This is a genomic window from Actinoplanes solisilvae (genome assembly GCF_003999975.1).
Taxonomy (GTDB): domain Bacteria; phylum Actinomycetota; class Actinomycetes; order Mycobacteriales; family Micromonosporaceae; genus Actinoplanes; species Actinoplanes solisilvae.
On the sequence record NZ_RJAC01000011.1, the window covers coordinates 220,776 to 240,790 of the forward strand.

Consider the following 20,015-nt stretch of genomic DNA (forward strand, 5'->3'; position numbering starts at 1 on the left):
ATGCAACCGCGAAACCGTCCCACCCGCAAGCCCTTCGATCCCGGCGTGCAGGTGATGAAAGAACATGACAGGAGACGTACACATGCGCATCCGTGCCGTGGGGATCACCGCCGCCCTCATAGCCGCGATAGCCGTTGCGGGCTGCGGCAGCGACGACAAGAGCCCGACCGTCACCGAGTCGGCGGCGCAAGCGCAGGGCGAACTCGTCATCTGGGCCGACGACAAGCGAGCCGCCGCCCTCAAGCCGTTCGCCGACAAGTTCGGCAGCGAGAACGGCGTCACCGTCAAGGTGCAGGCGATCAGCAAGGACCAGCAGACCACCTTCGTCACCGCGTCCCAGCAGGGCAGCGGCCCCGACGTGATGGTCGGCGCGCACGACTGGATCGGCAACCTCGTGCAGAACGGCGCGGTCGACCCCGTGCAGTTGTCGGCCGAACAGACCAGCGGCCTCAACCCCAACGCGCTCAAGGCGGTCACCTTCAACGGGCAGACCTACGGAGTCCCGTACGCGATGGAGAATGTGGCTCTGATCCGCAACACCGAGCTGGCCCCGGAGGCGCCCGCGACCATCGAAGCGCTGGTAACCGCGAAGAAACCGCTCTGCCTCCAGATCGGACAGAACGGCGACGCGTACCACCTCTACCCGCTCTACTCCAGCGCGGGCGGTTACCTCTTCGGCACGACGGGCAGCGGTGACTACGACCCCAAGGACCTCGGTGTCGGCAAGCCCTCCTCGGTGCAGGCGTTCCAGAAGATCGCGAAGCTCGGCGAGAAGGGCGACGGGCTCCTCAAGCGGTCGATCACGCCGGAGAACTCGATCGCCACGTTCACCTCGAAGAAGTGCGCGTACCTGGTCTCCGGCCCGTGGGCGATCACCGACGTCAAGAAGGCGGGCATCAAGTACGACATCAGCCCCGTCCCCGGTTTCCAAGGTGGACAGCCGGCCCGGCCGTTCCTCGGGGTGCAGACGTTCTATGTCGCGTCGAAGGGCAAGAACAAGGCGCTCGCGCAAGAGTTCGTCACCAACTATGTGACGACGCCGGAGCTGGCGGTCGCGCTCTATGAGGCCGAGCCCCGGCCGCCGGCCCTGACCGCGGCGTTCGACCAGGTGAAGGGCACCGACCCGGACCTCGAGAAGTTCATCGCGGCGGGCCGGGACGGGGTGCCGCTGCCGGCGATCCCCGAGATGGCCGCGATCTGGGACCCGTTCGGCAAGGCCGAGGCCGCGGTGGTCGGTGGCGCCGACCCGGCCAAGACGATCACGGCGGCCGGCAAGACGATCTCGGCGCAGATCAAGTAGATGACGGCAACGAAGGAAGGCGGGCCTGCCGTGCGGGCCCGCCCCGCCGACGAGAAACCGAGGAGCAGCGCCGGTCTCCTGGCGAAAACGGTGTTGCTCGGGCTCACGGTGGCGATCGCCGTCTGGGCCGCCTTCCCGCTGATCGAGAACGAGGCGTGGACCGGCCTGGTGATCCTGCTGGCCACCACGGGCGGGTTGCTCTACCTGTACCTGACGCCGCGTCACATTCCGCTGAAGTACCTGGCGCCGGGCACGATTTTGCTGATCCTGTTCCAGGTGTTCCCGGTGCTCTACACGGCGAGCACGGCCTTCACGAACTTCGGCGACGGCCACCGGGGCAGCAAGCAGGAGGCCGTCGTGGCCATCCAGACCGCGTCGGTCACCCAGGTGCCGGGTTCCCGCCAGTACGTTCTGACGGTCGCGACCACAGGTGATCCGACCACCGGCTCACTGGTCTTCCTGATCACCGATCCGGCCACCCGCCAGGTCTTCGTGGGTGACGCTAACGGCCTGCGCCCGATCGCCGACGCGACGGTCGGCAGCACCGGGCGGGTCACGGCGGCCGACGGCTACACGCTGCTCAACGCCGGTCAGGCCAGTGCCCGCAGCGCCGAGATCACCGCCCTCGCCGTGCCCACACCGGGCGGCGCGATCCGCTCGTCGGGGCTGTCCAGGGCGTACGAGGGCAGGGCCGGTCGCGTCTACGAGGCGAGCTGCGACTGCGTCCGCGACACGACGACCGGGCAGACGTGGACGGCCGACGAGGACGCGGGGGCGTTCGTGGCGGCCGACGGCGACCGGCTGGCCCAGGGATGGAAGGTCGGCGTCGGGTTCGGCAACTTCACGAGGGTGCTGACCGACCCGGCGATCGGCGGGCCCTTCCTGCGTACGCTGGTCTGGAACTTCGCTTTTGCGATCGCGTCAACGGGTGGCACGTTCGCGCTCGGGCTGCTGCTGGCGGTCGCGCTGAACTCGCCGCGGGTACGTGGCCGCGTCGCCTACCGCATCCTGCTCGTGTTGCCGTACGCGATGCCGTCCTTCGCCATGTTGCTGGTCTGGCGGGACATGTTCAACACCGACTTCGGGCTGATCAACAACCTTTTCGGTACGGACGTCGACTGGTTCGGGGGTGCGGCGTCGGCCCGGCTCGCGGTGATCCTCGTACAGCTCTGGCTCGGCTATCCGTACATGTTCCTGGTCGCGACCGGCGCGTTGACGGCCATTCCGCGCGAGCTGGCCGAGGCGTCGCGCATCGACGGCGCGAGCGCGTGGGGCGGCTTCCGCCGGATCACGTTGCCGCTGCTGATGGTCGCGCTGACCCCTTTGCTGATCTCGTCGTTCGCGTTCAACTTCAACAACTTCAACGCGATCTACCTGACCACCGAGGGCGCGCCGTTCCCAGCCGACAACCCGGCCAACGGGGCGACCGACCTGCTGATCACCTACACCTACCGGATCGCTTTCGGCGGTGGGGGAGCGCAGTACGGCTACGCGGCCGCCATCTCCATCTTCATTTTCCTGATTGTCGCTGTCGTCTCCGCGGCCAGCTTCCGTCGCACGCGCCATCTCGAGGAGGTCAACGCGTGACCGACCGCACCGCAGCGAGCGCAGCAGGGCGTAGAGCGGCCAGGAGGGCACGCGACAGGAGGCTCGGCATGAGGGAATGGTGGCGGCACGGGGTCGCGGTGCTGATGCTTCTGTTCGCGCTGCTGCCGATCGTCTTCGTCGTGTCGGCGGCGCTCAACCCGCTCGGCACGCTCTCGTCGAGTGAGCTGGTTCCGACGGGCGCCTCGCTCGGCAACTTCGTGCGGCTGTTCGGCGAAACCCGCTTCGGGAGCTGGTTCGTCAACTCGGTCGTGATCGCCGCGGTGTCGTCGGCAGCCTCGGTCTTCATCTCCGCCCTGGCCGCGTACGCGTTCAGCCGTCGACGGTTCCGCGGCCGCCGCGTGGGACTGCTCAGCGTGCTGCTCATCCAGATGTTCCCGCAGTTCCTGGCGATCGTCGCGATCTTCCTGATCTTCTCGACGGTCACCGACCTGTGGCCCGAGATCGGTTTCAACACGTGGTGGGGACTGATCCTGCTCTATCTCGGAGGCGCGCTCGGCGTCAACACTTGGCTGATGAAGGGCTTCTTCGACACCGTGCCCCGCGAGCTCGACGAGTCGGCCACGATGGACGGCGCCACCCACGCGCAGGTGTTCTTCCGCATCCTGCTGCCGTTGGTCGCGCCGATCCTCGCGGTCACCGCGCTGCTCGCGTTCATCGGCACGATCAACGAGTTCCTCATCGCCAACGTGTTCCTCACCGACGCCGGCTCCAAGACGCTGCCGGTCGGTCTTTACGGTCTGGTCGCCGGCGAACGGAACGCCAACTTCGGCATGTTCTGCGCCGGAACTCTGCTCACCGCGATCCCGACGGTGCTCGTCTTCCAACTTCTGTCGCGCTATATCACCGACGGACTGACCGCCGGGGCGGTGAAGGGATGAGGCCGCACCACGACGGCAGCGAGCTTTACGTCAGCGATCCGGCACCAACCCTCGGACATACGGTGACAGTCTTCGTAAGGGTGCCGCGCGGCACCGGCGTGTCCCGCGTGCATCTGCGCTGGGTGCGCGACGGCGAGCCGGTTTTCACGTCGGCGGTCGTCGACCGGCGCGGACCGGGCGGGGACACGTGGTGGCGGGCCGAGCTGCCGGCCCACAACCCGGTCACCCGCTACCGGTTCCTACTCGGCACGACGACCGGGGTGCGCTGGCTGACCGCGTGGGGCCTGACCGCGTACGACGTCCCGGACGTCACCGATTTCCGGCTGGTGACCGAGCCGGGCCCGCCGTCGTGGGCCCGCGACGCGGTGATCTATCAGATCTTCCCCGACCGGTACGGCCGTTCCAGCGCCGCCGACCTGCGGGAAACCCCGGACTGGGCGCTGAGGGCCCGCTGGGACGACCCGGTGGTGCCCGGCCCCGACGCCACGCGTGTGCTTTACGGCGGTGACCTCGACGGGATCGCCCGCCGGCTCGACCACGTGACCGCGCTCGGCGCCGACACCATTTATCTGACCCCGTTCTTCCCGGCCCGGTCGAACCACCGGTACGACGCGGCCGGCTTCGACCGGGTCGACCCGCTGCTCGGCGGCGACCGGGCCCTCGAGCGGCTGGCGGGGGCGGCCCGCGAGCGGGGCGTACGGCTGATCGGTGACCTGACCACCAACCACACCGGCGACGCGCATCCGTGGTTCGCGTCGCGCCCCGACTTCTACTACCGGAATGCCGACGGCAGTTTCGTCTCCTGGCTCGACGTGCCGACCCTGCCGAAGCTGAACTGGGCGAGCGACGACCTGCGGCGCGAGTTCCAGGGCATCGTGCGGCGGTGGCTCGCCGAACCGTACGACCTGTCCGGCTGGCGGATCGATGTGGCCAACATGACCGCCCGGTTCGGCGCCGACGACTGGAACCACGAGGTCGCCGCCCTGCTGCGGCAGGCCGTGCGCGACGCCCGGCCCGACGGGCTGCTGATCGCCGAGCACAATCACGACGCCACCGACGATCTCGACCGCGACGGCTGGCACGGCACGATGAACTACGCCGGCTTCACCCGTCCCGTGTGGTGCTGGCTGCGCGCCGAGACCGTGCCGTTCGACGGCTTCCTCGGCCAGCCGGAAGACCTGCCGCTGCTCGGCGCGGATTCCCTCGTGGCCACCATGAACGCGTTCGCCGCGCAGATGTCCTGGCGATCATGGGAGTCTTCGTGGTCGTTGCTCGGCTCGCACGACACCGCCCGAATCCGTACGGTCGTCGGCGACGCGGACCGCCAGCACGCCGCGGCCGGGCTGCTGTTCACCCTGCCCGGCACGCCGATGGTGTTCGCCGGCGACGAGCTGGGGCTGACCGGTGGCGGCAACGAGTCGGCCCGCGCGCCGATGCCGTGGGACCAGCCCTGGGACACCGCGACCCTTCAGCGTTACCGCGACCTGATCGCGTTGCGGCGGTCGTCGCCCGCGCTGCGCCGGGGCGGGCTGCGCTGGGTGCACGCCGACGCCGACACCTTGGTCTACCTGCGCGAGAGCGTCGACCAGGGCGTACTCGTTCACGTCCGCCGATCGGCCGGGCAGCCGACGCGGCTCACCGGTCTGGCTCCCGACACCACCCTGGAGAACCTTTACGGCGGCGCCGAGCCGCTGCACATTGGATCTGATGGTTCCACCGTCATCGATGGCTACGGCCCGGCCGTGCAGGTCTGGGCACTTCCATAGAGGGAGACATTGTGGTCTCAAGAAGGCTGCTCGCCGCGGCCGTGGCACTCACCTTCCCGTTCCTGAACGCGGTGCCCGCTCAAGCGGCACCGTCCGCTCCGAGCGACGCCGTCATCGCCCAGTGGGGCACGGACGAACCCGCTTCCAACGAGCAGTTCTATTTCGTGCTGCCGGACCGCTTCGCCAACGGCAACAGGGCGAACGACAAGGGTGGCCCGACCGGGGACCGCCTGAAGACCGGGCTCGACCCGGCCGACAAGGGCTTCTATCACGGCGGCGACCTGGCCGGGCTCATCGACAAGCTCGACTACATCCAGGGCCTGGGCACCACCGCGATCTGGCTCGCGCCGGTCTTCAAGAACCGGCCCGTGCAGGGCAGCGGCAACGACATCTCGGCCGGTTACCACGGCTACTGGATCACCGACTTCACCCAGGTCGACCCGCACTTCGGCACCAACGACGAGCTGAAGAGGCTCGTGCGCCTGGCCCACCAGCGCGGCCTGAAGGTCTACCTCGACATCATCACCAACCACACCGCGGACGTCATCAAGTACGCGGAAAACGAATACGACTACATCGACAAAGCCACCAGCCCGTACGAGGACGCGAAGGGCCGCCCGTTCGACGACCGTGACTACGCGGCCGGCGACAACGGTTTCCCGAAGGTGTCCACGGCCTCATTCCCGTACACCCCGGTCTTTCCCTCTGCCGCCGACGCGAAAGTGAAGGTTCCGAGCTGGCTGAACGACCCGTTGATGTATCACAACCGGGGCGATTCGACCTTCGTCGGGGAGAACAGCGAGTACGGGGACTTCTTCGGGCTCGACGACCTGTGGACCGAGCGGCCCGAGGTCGTCCGCGGAATGACCGACATCTACGCCTATTGGATTCGCGCCGCGGGCATCGACGGCTACCGGCTCGACACCGTCAAGCACGTCAACCTCGACTTCTGGCCGCGATTCAGCGCGGGTATCGACAAGGCGGCGGCCGGGCGCGACTTCTTCATGTTCGGCGAGGTCTACAGCGCTGACCAGGAAGTTCAGTCCACTTACGTACGCCGGGGCGGGTTGCCCGCGACCCTGGACTTCTCGTTCCAGGAGGCGGCGAAGGGCTTCGTGGCCGGGAACGGCTCGGCCAAGGCGCTGGCCGATCTGTATGCCAAAGACGATCTCTACACGGCGCGGGACACGAACGCGGGACGACTGCCGACGTTCCTCGGCAACCACGACATGGGCCGGATCGGCTCGTTCATCCAGGCCGCCGGCGGGCCGGACGCGCTCCGGCGTGATCAGCTCGCGCACGAGCTGATGTTCCTGACCCGCGGGCAACCGGTCGTCTACTCCGGCGACGAGCAGGGATTCACCGGGCCGGGCGGCGACAAGGACGCGCGGCAGGACCTCTTCGCCACAAAGACCGCCGACTATCTCGACGACGATCTGCTCGGCACGGACCGCACGCACGCGGTGGACAACTACAACACCGCCCACCCCATTTACCGTACGATCGCCGAGCTCGGCGCTCTGCGAAAGACGCATTCGGCTTTGCGGGGCGGAGTGCAGGTCACGCGGGCCGCGGCTGACGGGCCAGGGGTCTTCGCGGCGTCCCGGATCGACCCCGCAAAGCGTGTCGAATATGTCATCGCCGCCAACAGCGCGAACACCGCGCAGACGGTCACCATCGACACCTGGTCGCCCGGGGTCACCTTCCGCGGCATCTACGGTGGTGGCGCGGCGCGGAACGCGGGCGACAAGCTCACCATCGTTGTTCCACCGCTGTCGGCTGTCGCCTTCAAGGCCGACAAATCGATCCCGGGTTCGACCGCCGCTCCGACCGTGAAGTTCACCTCGCCCACATCGGCGGTGGCGACGCGCGCTCACCTGGTCGCTCAGACCACGGGTGATCCCCTCGCGACGGTCACCTTTGCCGCGCAGGTCGGCGACGGGCCGTGGAAGCTCGTCGGCACCGGGCCCTCGGCCTATCACGACCTGAACGGGCTGGCCGGGGGCACGACCGTGCGTTACAAGGCGGTCGTGCGCGACAGCCGGGGGCGGCTCGCCTCCACGTCGACGACCATCAAGGTCGGGACGCCGGTGACGACGACCAGCCCGGACTATGCCGTTGTGCACTATCAGCGGCCGGCCGGAGGGTACGACGACTACGGCCTTTACGTGTTCGGCGACGTCGACGCGTCGATGACGACCACGTGGCCGGCGGGGCAGCCGTTCGTGGGGGAGGACGAGTACGGCCGGTTCGCGTACGTGAAACTCGCCCCTGACGCCAAGAACGTCGGCTTCATCGTGGTCAGCAAGGACGGGGTGAAGGACGTCGACGCGGATCGGTTCTTCGACCCGTCACAGAGCGGCGAGATCTGGCTCAAGCAGGGCGACGCGACCATCACGACGACGCCACCGGCGGTTTCGCAGGATCCGAACAAGGCGGTCATTCACTATCGGCGCGCCGACGGCGACTATTCGGGCTGGGGGATGCACGTCTGGGACGGCGCCGCGAACCCGACCGACTGGGCGTCGCCGCTGCCACCGGCTCGTACCGACAGCTTCGGTGCCGTCTTCGAGGTGCCGCTCGCGGCCGGGGCCACCGCGCTGAACTACATCATCCACAAGGGAGATACCAAGGACCTGCCGGACGACCAGCGGCTCGTCTTCGCCGAGGGCGGGCGCGAGATCTGGCTGCTCGGCGGGGTCTCGCCCCGGCTCGCGCCGGTGATCAAGAAGGCGGGCCCGGGCGGCGTGGCCGACCTGACGAAGTCGTCGGCGGTGTGGCTCGACCGGGGCACGATCGCCTGGCAGCCGGGCGGGGAGACCGACGGCAAGGTCTACGACCTGGTCTGGGCGCCCGGTGGCATCGGGATCACGGACGGCGAGCTGTCCGGCGCTTACTCGTCGGCCCGGCTCTCGGCGGGCACACTCACCGACGCGCAGCGGACGCGGTTCCCGCACCTGTGGCAGTACGACGCGTTCCATTTGCCGCGAGGTGTCGACGTCAAGGCTGTTCTGCGCGGGCAGGTGGTGGTGACCTCGCGGGACGCCTCCGGCAAACTGCTCGCGGCGACCGGGGTGCAGACCGCGGGAGTGCTCGATGACCTCTACGCCGCGGCCGCCTCGTCGTCCCGGCTCGGGCCGGTCGGCACCACGCTGTCGGTGTGGGCGCCCACGGCTCAATCGGTGGCCCTGCAGCTTTACGACACGGCGTCGTCGGCTTCGGCACAGACCGTGGCGATGACCCGGGACGACCGCACGGGGGTGTGGTCGGTGCGAGGGCCCGCGTCATGGAAGGGCAAGTACTACTCGTACCGGGTCACCGCCTGGCAGCCCGCCGCGCACCGCGTCGTGACGGCCGCGGTCACCGACCCGTACGCCCTGGGTCTCTCGACCGATTCGAAGCTGAGCCGGATCGTCGATCTGGGCGACCCCGCACTCGCGCCGGGCGGCTGGTCGTCGCTGCGCAAGCCAGCCGCGGTTCCGTCGGCCAAGATCCAGATCTCCGAGCTTTCCGTACGGGATTTCTCCATCGCCGATTCGACGGTGCCGGCCGCCGAGCGGGGGACATATCTCGCCTTCGCGCGTTCGTCGAGTGCCGGGATGAAGCATCTGTCGTCGCTGGCCGATGCCGGAGTCACGCATTTGCACCTGCTGCCGGTGTTCGACTTCGCGACGATTCCGGAGCGCCGGACGGATCAGAAGCAGCCGCCGTGCGATCTGGCCGCGCTGCCGCCGGACAGCGAGGAACAGCAGAAATGCGTCGCGGCGGTAGCGGACACCGATGGGTACAACTGGGGATACGACCCGCTGCACTACACCGTGCCCGAGGGCGGGTACGCGGTTGATCCCGAGGCGCGCACCAAGGAATTCCGGACGATGGTGGCGGGGGTCAACAAAGCCGGGCTGCGAGTGGTGATGGACGTCGTCTACAACCACACGTCAGCGGCGGGAACCGATCCCAAGTCGGTGCTCGACCAGATCGTGCCGGGATATTACCAACGGCTGCTCGCGGACGGAGCCGTGGCGAACTCCACGTGCTGCGCGAATACAGCGCCGGAGAACGCGATGATGGGCAAGCTCGTGGTCGACTCGATCGTCACGTGGGCTCGCGCCTACCGGGTGGACGGATTCCGCTTCGATCTGATGGGGCACCACCCGAAGGCGAACATCCTGGCGGTGCGGGCGGCGCTCGACCGGCTGACGCTCGCGCGGGACGGGGTTGATGGAAAGAGCATCAACCTGTACGGGGAAGGGTGGGACTTCGGGGAGATCGCGGGAGACTCGCGCTTCGAGCAGGCGACCCAGGCCAATATGGCCGGGACGGGGATCGCCACCTTCAACGACCGGCTGCGGGACGGCGTACGCGGTGGGGGGCCGTTTGATGCGAACCCGAGGATCCAAGGGTTCGCCAGCGGGCTGCTGAGCGCGCCCAACGGGGATGCCGTGAACGGAACTCCGGCCGAGCAGCGGGCGCGGTTGCTGCACTACCAGGATCTGATCAAGGTGGGGCTGAGCGGGAACCTGGCGTCCTATCGGTTCGTGTCCTCGGCGGGCGAATCGGTTACGGGGAATCAGATCTCGTACAACGGGTCGCCGGCCGGGTACACGGCGGCGCCCGGTGAGGCGATCACCTATGTGGACGCGCACGACAACGAGATTTTGTACGACGCCCTGGCGTTCAAGTTGCCGCAGGGGACATCGGCCGTCGAGCGGGCTCGGGCTCAATCGGTCGCGTTGGCGACCACGGCATTGGGGCAGGGGGCCGGATTCGCGGCTACGGGGTCGTCGCTTCTGCGGTCCAAGTCGCTCGATCGTAATTCCTACAATTCGGGGGATTGGTTCAACTCGATCTCGTGGGATTGTGCTGCGGGCAACGGGTTCGGTCGAGGGCTGCCGCCCGCCGCTGACAACTCGGACAAATGGCCCTACGCGCGGCCGTTGCTGGCCGATCCCGCGCTTGTTCCCTCGTGTGACGCGGTGGCGCTGTCCGACGCTCGCTACCGGGAACTGCTGAAGATCCGCCGCTCGTCGCCGGTCTTCGGCCTGCCGACCGCCGCCGAGGTGCAGAGACGACTGTCGTTCCCGCTTTCCGGAGCGGCCGAGACCCCGGGGGTCGTCACGATGACCCTGGACGGACGGGGAATCGACCGCGACTGGAAGTCGGTGACCGTGGTCTTCAACGGCACCTCGGCGGCCACCACCCAGACCGTCGCCGCGCTGGCCGGCAAGGCGGTCACGCTCCACCCGGTGCAGCGCGCCTCGGCCGACCCGCTGGTGCGGACGTCCTCGTTCGCCTCGGCCACCGGCAGCCTCACCGTGCCGGCTCGCACTACGGCCGTGTTCGTCGAGAGATAGGGGAACCGCCCCGGTCTCGGCTCCGACTTGGTCAGTGGAAACGGCCTCACAGTCCGTTGGTCCGGGGGGAGGCGGCCCGCCGGCCCGGGCTTACGGCCTGATCGCTCGCGGCCCGTGGATTTTGTCCACGGGCCGCGCTCTCGTGCGGGCACGTTCGCTGCGTCACAATCGGTCTCGGAGATCGCGGGAGCGGACAGGGAGGCGTAGTGTACGAAACGGTTTCGTTTCGCAGGGCTGGCAGGACGGGGGGATCACATGGCTGAGCAGGCGCGAACCGCCTCGCCGGCCGGGCGGTCCCGGCGGCTCGACGGCGAGCGTGAGCAGGCGATCCTGCGCGCCGCCTACGAGTTGCTCGGCGAGACGGGCTACCAGGGCCTGAGGGTGGACGCGGTCGCCGCCCGGGCCCAGGCCAGCAAGGCGACCCTCTACCGGCACTGGCCCACCAAGGCCGAGCTGGTCACCGACGCCGTACGCACGTGCAAGGCCGCCGAGGCGCCGCTGCCCGACACCGGGTCGTTCCGCGGCGACCTGCGGGCCTGGTTCGGCGACATCGCCATGATGATCGGCAGCGAGGAGGGGCCGCTCCTCGCCGGCCTGTTCATGGCGTTGAACAGCGACCCCGAGCTCGCGGCGCAGTTACGTCAGATGCGCGATTCGAAGGTCCCGTTCGCAGAGACCATCTGCGCGCGGGCGGCGGCTCGCGGCGAGCTCCGCCCCGGCTACGACGCCGGTCTCATCGACGAGATCGTGCCGGCGCTGGTCTTCATGCGCCGATTCGCGCTGGGGGAGCCGCTCGACGAGCCCTTCCTCGACCATCTCGTCGACGACATCGTCCTGCCCCTGCTGACTCGCGAGCCGTGCGAATAAGCCTCTAACCCCGCAAGCACCACGACGCCCCGTCTCTGACGCGGGTGGATCTCCGCATGCCCACTAGGGGGACCTCTCCATGTCCATCACGACCTCCGACGCCAAGACTCCGCCGGATATATCGCCCGTATCAGGAAAGGGGCGCTGGCTGGCCCTGGCCGTCATCGCGGTCTCCCAGCTGCTGATCGTGCTCGACGCCACGATCGTCAACATCGCCCTGCCGACCGCCCAGGTCGATCTGCACATCAGCGACGCCAATCGCCAGTGGATGATCACGGCGTACACGCTGGCCTTCGGCGGTCTGCTGCTGCTCGGCGGCCGCATCGCCGACTTCACCGGCCGCAAGCGGGCGTTCATCATCGGCCTGCTCGGGTTCGCCGCCGCGTCCGCGCTCGGCGGCATCGCCACCAACGCCGTCACGCTCTTCTCGGCCCGCGCCCTGCAGGGTGCGTTCGGCGCGCTCATGGCCCCCGCGGCCCTCTCCCTGCTCACGGTCACGTTCACCGAGGCGAAAGACCGGGCCCGGGCCTTCGGCGTGTACGGGGCCATCGCGGGCGGCGGCGGCGCGGTCGGCCTGCTCCTCGGCGGTGTCCTGACCGAGTACGCCTCCTGGCGCTGGACCCTGCTGGTCAGCGCCCCGATCGCGATCGCCGCGGCGCTGGCCGCCGTCCGCTTCGTCGGCGAGAGCCGCGCCGAGGGCAACACCCGTTACGACCTGCCCGGTGCCGTCACGTCCACGCTCGGCCTGGTGGCTCTGGTGTACGGCTTCACGAAGGCGGCCGACGACGGCTGGGACTCGCCCACCACGCTCGGCTTCCTGGCCGTCGCGATCCTGCTGCTCGTCGCGTTCGTCGTGATCGAGCTGCGCAGCTCGCACCCGCTGCTGCCGATGCGCGTCATCCTCGACCGCAACCGCGGGGGCGCGTTCCTCTCGGCGCTGCTGATCGGCGCGGGCATCTTCGGCGTCTTCCTGTTCCTGACGTTCTACCTGCAGCTCACGCTGGGCTACTCGGCCCTGATGACCGGCGTCGCGTTCCTGCCGTTCACGTTCGGCATCATCGCCGGCGCCGGGCTGTCGGCTCAGCTCCAGACCCGGGTGGGTCCGCGCGTGCTGATGTTCGGCGGCATGGTGCTGGCCGCCGTCGGCCTGGTCCTGCTGACCCGCATCGGCGTCGACACCGGGTTCTGGACGCACGTCTTCCCCGGCCTGGTGGTCATCAGCTTCGGCATGGGCGTGACCTTCGGCCCGATGTCGAACACGGCCCTGGTCGGGGTGGCCGACCACGACGCCGGCGTGGCCAGCGCCCTGATCAACACCACCCAGCAGATCGGTGGCTCCCTGGGTACGGCCCTGCTGAACACCATCTTCACCTCGGCGGTGGCAGGCTACCTGGCCGACCGGGCCGCCGGCGCCGCCAACCCGGCCGTCCAGCAGGCGGCCACCGTCCACAGCTACACGGTCGCCTTCTGGGTGAGCGCGGCCCTGATCGGCGTGGCCGCCCTCGTCGCCCTGACCCTGATCCGGGCCGGGCGCGAAGAGGTCTCGTCGAACAACGCGGTCCCGGCCGGCCTGTGAGCCGGCGCGGCGCTGCTTGACCGGGCGCTGTTCGCCTGACCGGGCTCTGTCCCTCGCGGGGCGGGGCCCGGTCGTCGTCTATCGGGTATCGGCGGCGGCCTGAAGGAAGGCACGGATCAGCGGAGTCTCGCCGGCGCCGCGCCACACCGGGGCGTACCGCATGATCGGTCCGTCGGCGAAAGGGAGGAACACCAGGTCGTTTCGCAGCCGTGAGGCGGCCGTGTAAGACCCGATGGGAGAGATGACGGTGCCGGCGCTGACCGCCGTGAAAGCCTCCGCCAGGGTCGCCACGTTCACTCCTGGCCTCACGGGCCGGCCGCCCGGCGTCACGGCCGGGGTGTGGGCCTGCCACACATAATCCGGAATCGGGCCGTCCGGAGAGGCCACCGGGTAGTCGCCCAGGACCTCGAGGTCGACCTCGTCCCGGCCGGCCAGCGGATGATCCGGCGCGACGGCGAGCACCAACGGCTCGGTGAACAGCTCGGGCCCCACCGCCAGGTCGGGCTCTCGGACGGGCAGCCAGAGCACCGCGACGTCGACCCGGCCGGCGCGCAGGCCCGCGAACGGGTCGGTCGGCAAGACCTCGCGGATGCGCAGCTCGCACTGCGGATGTCGCTGCCGGAACAGGTCGAGGACGGCCGCGATCTCCTGCGATTGGTTGTCGTACACGCCGACGTTCAGGGTGCCGAACTGTCCGCGAGCCGCGGCGACGGCCTCCTCGACGCCGGCCATGATCTCGCGGTAGCCCGCCTCGAGCCGATCGCGTAGCCGCGCACCGAGCGGGGTGAGACGCACGCTGCGACTCGTCCGTTCGAAGAGGGCGCCACCTATCCGGCGCTCCTGCTGCTTGATCGACTGGCTGACGCGCGCCTGGGAGACGCGAAGGCGCTCAGCCGTACGCCCGAAGTGAAGCTCCTCGGCGAGCGTCAGGAAGATCTCGATGTCTCGTAGCTCCACCAGCATCCCCCTAACACGCCGACCGGAGCAGCAACGATAACCGCCGGCTTATCGAGCGGTTCGATCTCTAGCGTTGTTCGGTGTCGACGGCCGGGCGATCGTGAGTGCCATGAACGAAGCCCACGTCGAGGTCGTGGCGGTGCTGGATCACCGCGGTGGTTCGCGCTGGCACGCGGTTGCGGCGCACGGCGTCGTGGCCGGGGTGGCCGGGTTGCGGCCGATCATTCCGTACGGGCTGCTGCCGGCGGTCTCGGGCGAGCTCCTGGTGCGGGTGGAGCCGGCGTGGCGACGTCGGGGGATCGGGTCGCGGCTGCTGGCCGCCGTGCGCGACCACACCGCGGAGCAGCGCCTGGTCGTGGACGTGGTCGCGGGGTCGGCGGGGGAGGCGTTCTGCCGGCGGCGCGGCTTCCGGCGCACCCGGTCGTGGCGCCGTGACCAGCTCGTCTATTGCGACGTGCACCAGGCGTGGCTGGGTGAGCTGGTCGACGCCGAGCATCCCGGATACCGCCTGGCGTACTGGACCGGCGATCTCCCCACCGCGCCGCGGGTCTCCGCCGCCTCCCGCCTCGAAGAACTGTTTCGCGAGCCGAGCCGGCCCGGCGACGCGCTGCTGACCGCGGCGGACGCGAACGGTGACCTGGCCGCCTATGCCGTGGCGATCGCCGACCCGGTCACGCGGTCCCGCGCTCACCAATATGGACCGGCTGTCCTGCCCGGCCATCGCGGGCGGCGTCTGGGCCGCTGGGTCAACGCCGCCCTGATCCAGCGACTCCGGGAGGTCCACCCGCACGTCGACGAGATAGAAGCCGGCAGCGCCACGGACCAGCCCGGCCTCGTCGCCGTACGCCGGGAACTCGGTTTTCGTCCTGTCCCGCGAACTCGCCGTTACGAGCTCGCCCTCTCCTGAAAGGTTCACCATGAAACACCAGAGAACATGGCTCCTCGCCGCCGGCGCCCTGGTCATCCACCGTTGCGGTGGGCGGCCTCGCGCGCGTCACCCGCACCGGGAAAGACCGCCGCTCCCCGTCCGCGCCGTCACCGTCCGAAAGTTCTGAGGGGTCCCGACCATGACGAACCTGGCCATCGCGGCGAACGGGCTGCGCAAATCGTACGGCGACAAGGTCGTGCTCGACGGGGTCGACCTGGCCGTCCCGGACGGCACGATCTTCGCACTGCTCGGCCCGAACGGCGCCGGCAAGACCACCGCCGTCAAGATCCTCTCCACGCTCATCTCGCCTGGTCCCGGCTCCGGCGAGATCCGCGTCGGAGGCCACGACCTGGCCGCCGATCCGCAGGCGGTCCGCGCCGAGATCGGCGTCACCGGGCAGTTCTCGGCCGTCGACGGGCTGATCACCGGTGAGGAGAACATGCTCCTCATGGCCGACCTGCACCACCTGTCCAAGCCGGAGGGACGACGGACGGCAGCCGACCTGCTCCGGCGTTTCGATCTCGTCGAGGCGGCGTCGAAGCCGGCCTCCACCTACTCCGGCGGGATGCGGCGCCGGCTCGACATCGCGATGACCCTGGTCGGGAGCCCGCGGATCATCTTCCTCGACGAGCCGACCACGGGACTCGACCCGCGCAGCCGGCACGGCATGTGGCAGATCATCCGTGAGCTGGTCACCGGCGGCGTCACCGTCTTCCTCACCACGCAATATCTGGAGGAGGCGGACGAACTCGCCGACCGCATCGCGGTGCTCGACGACGGGAAGATCGCGGCCGAGGGCACGGCGGCGGAACTGAAGCGGCTCATCCCGGGCGGGCACGTCCTGCTGCGCTTCACCGACCCGGTCGCCTACCAGGCCGCCGCCCTCGCCCTGCCCGACGCGGGCGGCGACGACTCGTCGCTCGCGTTGCAGCTCTCCAGCGGCGGCAGCCAGCGCGAGCTGCGTACGGTCCTCGACCGGCTCGACCGGGCCGGCGTCGAGGCCGACGAGCTGACCGTGCACACCCCCGACCTCGACGACGTGTTCTTCGCCCTGACCAGCCGACCCCTGGAGAACGTCCGATGAGCACCCTCGCGCTGTCCGCCCGCGACTCGTCCACGATGCTGCGGCGCAACCTGCTGCACGCTCGGCGCTATCCGTCGCTGACCCTGAACCTGCTGCTCACGCCGATCATGTTGCTGCTGCTGTTCGTCTACATCTTCGGCGACGCGCTGAGCGCGGGTATCACCGGCGGCGCGCCGGACCGGGCGGCGTACATCGCCTATCTGGTTCCCGGCCTGCTGCTGATGACCGTCGGCAGCACCGTGATCGGGACGGCGGTGTCGGTCTCCAACGACATGACCGAGGGCATCATCGCCCGCTTCCGCACCATGGCCATCCATCGCGGCTCGGTTCTCGTCGGGCACGTCGTCGGCAGCGTGCTGCAGTCGATCCTGAGCGTGGTCCTGGTCAGCGCGGTGGCTGTGGCCATCGGCTTCCGGTCCACCGGCGCCACGCCGCTGGACTGGGCGGCCGCGTTCGGGTTGCTGGTGCTGTTCGCGCTGGCGCTCACGTGGATCGCGGTGGGCATGGGGCTGGTCAGCCCGAACGCCGAGGCGGCGAGCAACAACGCGATGCCGCTGATCCTGCTGCCGCTGCTGTCGAGCGCCTTCGTGCCGGTCGACGCCATGCCCGGCTGGTTCCAGCCGATCGCTTCGTACCAGCCGTTCACGCCGGCCATCGAGACCCTGCGCGGGCTGCTTCTCGGCGGCGAGATCGGGCACAACGGCTGGCTCGCGGTGGCCTGGTGCGTGGGGCTGGCGGTGCTCGGCTACTTCTGGTCGACCTCGAAGTTCAACAGCGACCCGCGCTAGTCGTAGGCGGGCGGCGTCCACCGGCGTACGTCGCCCGCCGCACTGCAGCACCGATCGTGCACGCGATGTCACGTACGGTTGGCAATGCCTCCTACTGTGGAGGATGTGACGAAGTTCGATCAAGACGGCGGCAACGATGACCGCCGAGCAACGCCGCCCGCCGACCCGTGGCTGGAGACGGCTCCCACCTCACCCATCGGCCAAGACGGCTCCTACACGGTCGCGGACCTTCAAGGGCCGGTGTTCGAAGACCGCGCGCCCCGGCGACGCGATCGGCGCGGGTGGTGGGTCGCGGTGGCCGTTCTCGCTCTGCTGGGCTGCGTCGGCGGTCTTCTCCTGAAGCCGTTCGGCGACAACGACCCGCCCGGCCGGGCCGGACCCACACCGCAGCCGACCGATTCCAGCCCCGCGCCGGCCCCCGCGGTTGCGCCTGTCTCCGCCTCCGCGCGCGTTGCCGCCCGGCCGTCGGCCAGCGGTGAGCCGGCCGCCAACGAGGTGGTCTACCTGGTCTCCTCGACCAGCAAGGGCGACAAGGCCCGCGTCTCCTTCACCGATGAGGACCGCGACATCATCCGGAAGGGCGAAGTGTCGTTGCCGTGGCGGCACACCTTCATCCTGACCGGGGACAAGCCACCGCTCGTCGTGATCTCCCAGCGCAAGAGCGGCGGCACCGGCGAGGTGACCTGCTCGATCAGTCTGGGCGGCAAGGTGCTGAGCACCGCGGTGCAGAGAGGCCGGTACGCGTCGCCGCAGTGCGCGGGCTAGGTTGAGTCGAAGGTGCATCTGAGCCTGTACGCAATCTGCAACATGGCGGATTGATGTGTGGCGGTCGGCCGTATGGCGTGCTCTACTGGCGGAGACAGTTTCCGGAGGCGGACAAGCGATCGGAAACGCCATGAGGCGCCCGGGTGCAGCCGGGCGCCTCATTTTGTTCGACGGCTTCGGGCTTGTACGCAATCTGCAACATGGCAGATAGGAGTATGGCGATCGGCCGTGTGTCGTGGTCTACTTCTCTCACGGATTCCGGCTCGACAGTGGATTCGTGTGGACAAGTGCAGAAAACAGTATTCGAGGCATCCGGGGGCAGCCGGGTGCCTCGTTCATGTTCGGGCGCTTTTCACCTTGAGGCGCGCTACGCACAACTGCGGTGTCTCCAGCGTGGACGGATGTGACAACCGGCAAACTGCTTGGTGTCGGGTTACGGGCTGCACCCCCGCCGACGTCCTTGATCGCTTGTCCGCGCCCCGCTGTCCGAAAGGCTTCCCCATGCGTCATCCTCCGGAACTGCGAGCTCTATGGCTGGCCTGCATTCTGATCACCGCGCTCATCGTGGGACTGGTCGCCGGTGTCCTTTCCTGGGCGGGTGGAATGAATGCGCCGACCGCCGTCCTCACCGGATCCGGTGCGTTTTCGGCCGGTGCCCTGCTGATGCTCAGCCTGGTGAAATTCGCGACCGCCGCCGCCGATTGAACAGGCGGACGGCCCGCACGGAAAACGCGCCCCCCGTGATTCGAGGGGCGCGTTTCGCCGTACGGGGAATCAGTTGTAGTTGTAGGTGTTGCCGGTGCCCGGAACCTTGGCCGGCAGGCCCTTGCGGGACTGTTCCACCTTGCGGCCGATGTCGAAGATGTCCCAGAAGGTGCTCAGGGCGACCCCGAGGATCGTGGCCAGCGAGACCCAGCGCTCCAGGTCGGCGTCGGCGTCGATGAAGCCGGTGAACGCCGGGTTGAAGAAGTTGCCGCTCGCCAGCAGGTAGATCATGACGGCGGCGGTCACAAGGCCCAGCACCGCGTTCGAGACCGAGGCGGCCCGGGTCCACTTGCCGAGGCGGTAGACCCACACGGCCCACACTGCCTTCAGCGCGACCAGCACGATCAGGGCCGGCCACCAGAAGGACCAGTTCGCCGGGTCGAGCAGCGGCTCGTCGGTGAACGTGAACTGCTGCAGCACCAGCGCGGCGGTCAGCAGCACGGGCCAGACCAGGTTGGCCCCGAGTTCCATGCGGCTGAGGACGCTCTTCTCGTACTTCGGCAGGTCGGCGAGGGTCCACGTCTTCTTCAGGTCGGTCTGGCCGAGCCCGGTGCGTTCGAGGACGGCGAAGGTGCCCGTCGTCCAGAAGGCCAGGTGAGCGGCGACCGTGATGGTCGCGGTGATCGCCGCGCCGAGAACGTTGCCGAAGGTGGCGTCGTCCTCGAAGAGCCGGACGGCCGCCACGACGATGACGACGATCGGCAGCACCGTGGTGAACAGCATCGTCATCACGCGGCGCCACACCCCGTAGAGCTCGGGGCCGATCAGGAAGTTGGGCCGGTTCGCATAGCTGTCGGCGAGCTTGTCGGGGTCGCCCAGCTCGAGCAGCGTCTGCTCGATCGCGGCCTCGCGGGACTCGCCCGCCTCGACCCGGGCGTCGACCGCGTCGTCGATGGAGGCGCGCAGCTCGCGGTCGATGTCGGTGCGCTGCTGCTCGGGCACGCGGCGCAGGGCGGTGAACACGTAGCGGTCGACGAGGCCGGCGGTCATTTCTCGCTCCCAGGGGTCGTGGTGGTGACGGAAAGGTCGCCGATCGCCTCGTCGAGACGGGCCCACTCGGTGCGCAGGGCGGCGGCGACCGCGTCGCCCTGCTCGGTGGTGGTGTAGAACTTTCGCGGCCGGGCCTCGTCGGTGTTCCACGAGCTGGTGAGCAGGCCCTGAGCTTCGAGCCTGCGCAGCAGCGGGTAGAGCGTGTTGGCCTCGACCTCGAAACCGGCCTCGCTCAGCGTTTCGAGCAAGGAGTAGCCGTAACCGGGTGTGCGCAGAACGGTGAGGCTCGCGACGACCACCGTGCCGCGCCGCAGCTCCTGTAGGTGGCTGGCTAGCGTTGCATCCGTTGTCATGAGTAACACCATACTGTGTCTCACACACTATGGCAA

The 20,015-nt window shown here is 69.0% G+C and carries 15 protein-coding genes; 12 read left to right on the forward strand and 3 right to left on the reverse strand.

The window, feature by feature from the left end:
• Positions 1 to 82 precede the first annotated feature (82 nt).
• The 7 genes from EER30_RS26365 (at position 83) to EER30_RS26395 (ending at position 13,349) form a co-directional block, all read left to right on the forward strand.
• Positions 83 to 1,300: a sugar ABC transporter substrate-binding protein gene (locus tag EER30_RS26365; protein ID WP_127503279.1), complete on the forward strand. Its 1,218-nt coding sequence runs from the start codon at positions 83 to 85 to the stop codon at positions 1,298 to 1,300.
• Complete coding sequence (locus tag EER30_RS26370) at positions 1,301 to 2,887, forward strand: ABC transporter permease subunit (RefSeq protein ID WP_127503280.1); 1,587 nt, start codon at positions 1,301 to 1,303, stop codon at positions 2,885 to 2,887.
• A 68-nt stretch (positions 2,888 to 2,955) separates the two neighbouring features.
• Positions 2,956 to 3,786 carry a sugar ABC transporter permease gene (locus EER30_RS26375; RefSeq protein ID WP_127503281.1) on the forward strand — a complete coding sequence of 277 codons (831 nt, stop codon included), beginning with the start codon at positions 2,956 to 2,958 and terminating at the stop codon, positions 3,784 to 3,786.
• A gap of 62 nt (positions 3,787 to 3,848) precedes the next feature.
• Positions 3,849 to 5,552: a glycoside hydrolase family 13 protein gene (locus EER30_RS26380; protein ID WP_240670306.1), complete on the forward strand. Its 1,704-nt coding sequence runs from the start codon at positions 3,849 to 3,851 to the stop codon at positions 5,550 to 5,552.
• Positions 5,553 to 5,563: 11 nt separating this feature from the next.
• On the forward strand, positions 5,564 to 10,906 hold the full coding sequence (gene pulA / locus EER30_RS26385) for a pullulanase-type alpha-1,6-glucosidase (protein ID WP_432417565.1): 5,343 nt from the start codon (positions 5,564 to 5,566) through the stop codon (positions 10,904 to 10,906).
• Between the two features lie 255 nt (positions 10,907 to 11,161).
• Positions 11,162 to 11,773: a TetR/AcrR family transcriptional regulator gene (locus EER30_RS26390; RefSeq protein ID WP_127503284.1), complete on the forward strand. Its 612-nt coding sequence runs from the start codon at positions 11,162 to 11,164 to the stop codon at positions 11,771 to 11,773.
• A 79-nt stretch (positions 11,774 to 11,852) separates the two neighbouring features.
• The gene (locus EER30_RS26395) at positions 11,853 to 13,349 is read left to right on the forward strand and encodes an MFS transporter (RefSeq protein WP_127503285.1); all 1,497 of its coding nucleotides are present in this window, start codon (positions 11,853 to 11,855) and stop codon (positions 13,347 to 13,349) included.
• 78 nt (positions 13,350 to 13,427) lie between these two features.
• Here the strand turns inward: EER30_RS26395 and EER30_RS26400 are convergent, their stop codons facing one another.
• Positions 13,428 to 14,312: a LysR family transcriptional regulator gene (locus tag EER30_RS26400; protein WP_240670307.1), complete on the reverse strand. Its 885-nt coding sequence runs from the start codon at positions 14,310 to 14,312 to the stop codon at positions 13,428 to 13,430.
• A gap of 103 nt (positions 14,313 to 14,415) precedes the next feature.
• Between EER30_RS26400 and EER30_RS26405 the strand changes: the two genes are divergently transcribed.
• From EER30_RS26405 to EER30_RS26425, 5 genes are all read left to right on the forward strand, one after another.
• On the forward strand, positions 14,416 to 15,213 hold the full coding sequence (locus tag EER30_RS26405; RefSeq protein WP_127503287.1) for a GNAT family N-acetyltransferase: 798 nt from the start codon (positions 14,416 to 14,418) through the stop codon (positions 15,211 to 15,213).
• 160 nt (positions 15,214 to 15,373) lie between these two features.
• The gene (locus EER30_RS26410) at positions 15,374 to 16,318 is read left to right on the forward strand and encodes an ATP-binding cassette domain-containing protein (protein ID WP_127503288.1); all 945 of its coding nucleotides are present in this window, start codon (positions 15,374 to 15,376) and stop codon (positions 16,316 to 16,318) included.
• On the forward strand, positions 16,315 to 17,106 hold the full coding sequence (locus EER30_RS26415) for an ABC transporter permease (RefSeq protein ID WP_127503289.1): 792 nt from the start codon (positions 16,315 to 16,317) through the stop codon (positions 17,104 to 17,106). The genes EER30_RS26410 and EER30_RS26415 overlap by 4 nt, the downstream gene beginning before the upstream one ends.
• A gap of 105 nt (positions 17,107 to 17,211) precedes the next feature.
• Positions 17,212 to 17,871 carry a hypothetical protein gene (locus EER30_RS26420; protein ID WP_127503290.1) on the forward strand — a complete coding sequence of 220 codons (660 nt, stop codon included), beginning with the start codon at positions 17,212 to 17,214 and terminating at the stop codon, positions 17,869 to 17,871.
• Between the two features lie 468 nt (positions 17,872 to 18,339).
• A complete protein-coding gene (locus tag EER30_RS26425) occupies positions 18,340 to 18,576 on the forward strand; it encodes a hypothetical protein (RefSeq protein ID WP_127503291.1) in 237 nt (78 codons plus the stop codon).
• Between the two features lie 69 nt (positions 18,577 to 18,645).
• On the opposite strand, the gene EER30_RS26430 is transcribed toward EER30_RS26425, so the two are convergent.
• Together EER30_RS26430 and EER30_RS26435 are read right to left on the reverse strand one after the other, a co-directional pair.
• Complete coding sequence (locus EER30_RS26430) at positions 18,646 to 19,626, reverse strand: permease prefix domain 1-containing protein (RefSeq protein WP_127503292.1); 981 nt, start codon at positions 19,624 to 19,626, stop codon at positions 18,646 to 18,648.
• A complete protein-coding gene (locus EER30_RS26435) occupies positions 19,623 to 19,979 on the reverse strand; it encodes a PadR family transcriptional regulator (RefSeq protein WP_127503293.1) in 357 nt (118 codons plus the stop codon). Before EER30_RS26435 ends, EER30_RS26430 begins: the two co-directional genes overlap by 4 nt.
• Between the last annotated feature and the right edge of the window lie 36 nt (positions 19,980 to 20,015).

Excerpts from the sequence above, each read along its gene's own strand:
- EER30_RS26365 (WP_127503279.1), top strand. The coding sequence starts at position 83 with ATGCGCATCCGTGCCGTGGGGATCACCGCCGCCCTCATAGCCGCGATA.
- EER30_RS26370 (WP_127503280.1), top strand. The coding sequence starts at position 1,301 with ATGACGGCAACGAAGGAAGGCGGGCCTGCCGTGCGGGCCCGCCCCGCC.
- EER30_RS26375 (WP_127503281.1), top strand. The coding sequence starts at position 2,956 with ATGAGGGAATGGTGGCGGCACGGGGTCGCGGTGCTGATGCTTCTGTTC.
- EER30_RS26390 (WP_127503284.1), top strand. The coding sequence starts at position 11,162 with ATGGCTGAGCAGGCGCGAACCGCCTCGCCGGCCGGGCGGTCCCGGCGG.
- EER30_RS26395 (WP_127503285.1), top strand. The coding sequence starts at position 11,853 with ATGTCCATCACGACCTCCGACGCCAAGACTCCGCCGGATATATCGCCC.
- EER30_RS26400 (WP_240670307.1), bottom strand. The coding sequence starts at position 14,312 with ATGCTGGTGGAGCTACGAGACATCGAGATCTTCCTGACGCTCGCCGAG.
- EER30_RS26405 (WP_127503287.1), top strand. The coding sequence starts at position 14,416 with ATGAACGAAGCCCACGTCGAGGTCGTGGCGGTGCTGGATCACCGCGGT.
- EER30_RS26410 (WP_127503288.1), top strand. The coding sequence starts at position 15,374 with ATGACGAACCTGGCCATCGCGGCGAACGGGCTGCGCAAATCGTACGGC.
- EER30_RS26415 (WP_127503289.1), top strand. The coding sequence starts at position 16,315 with ATGAGCACCCTCGCGCTGTCCGCCCGCGACTCGTCCACGATGCTGCGG.
- EER30_RS26430 (WP_127503292.1), bottom strand. The coding sequence starts at position 19,626 with ATGACCGCCGGCCTCGTCGACCGCTACGTGTTCACCGCCCTGCGCCGC.
- EER30_RS26435 (WP_127503293.1), bottom strand. The coding sequence starts at position 19,979 with ATGACAACGGATGCAACGCTAGCCAGCCACCTACAGGAGCTGCGGCGC.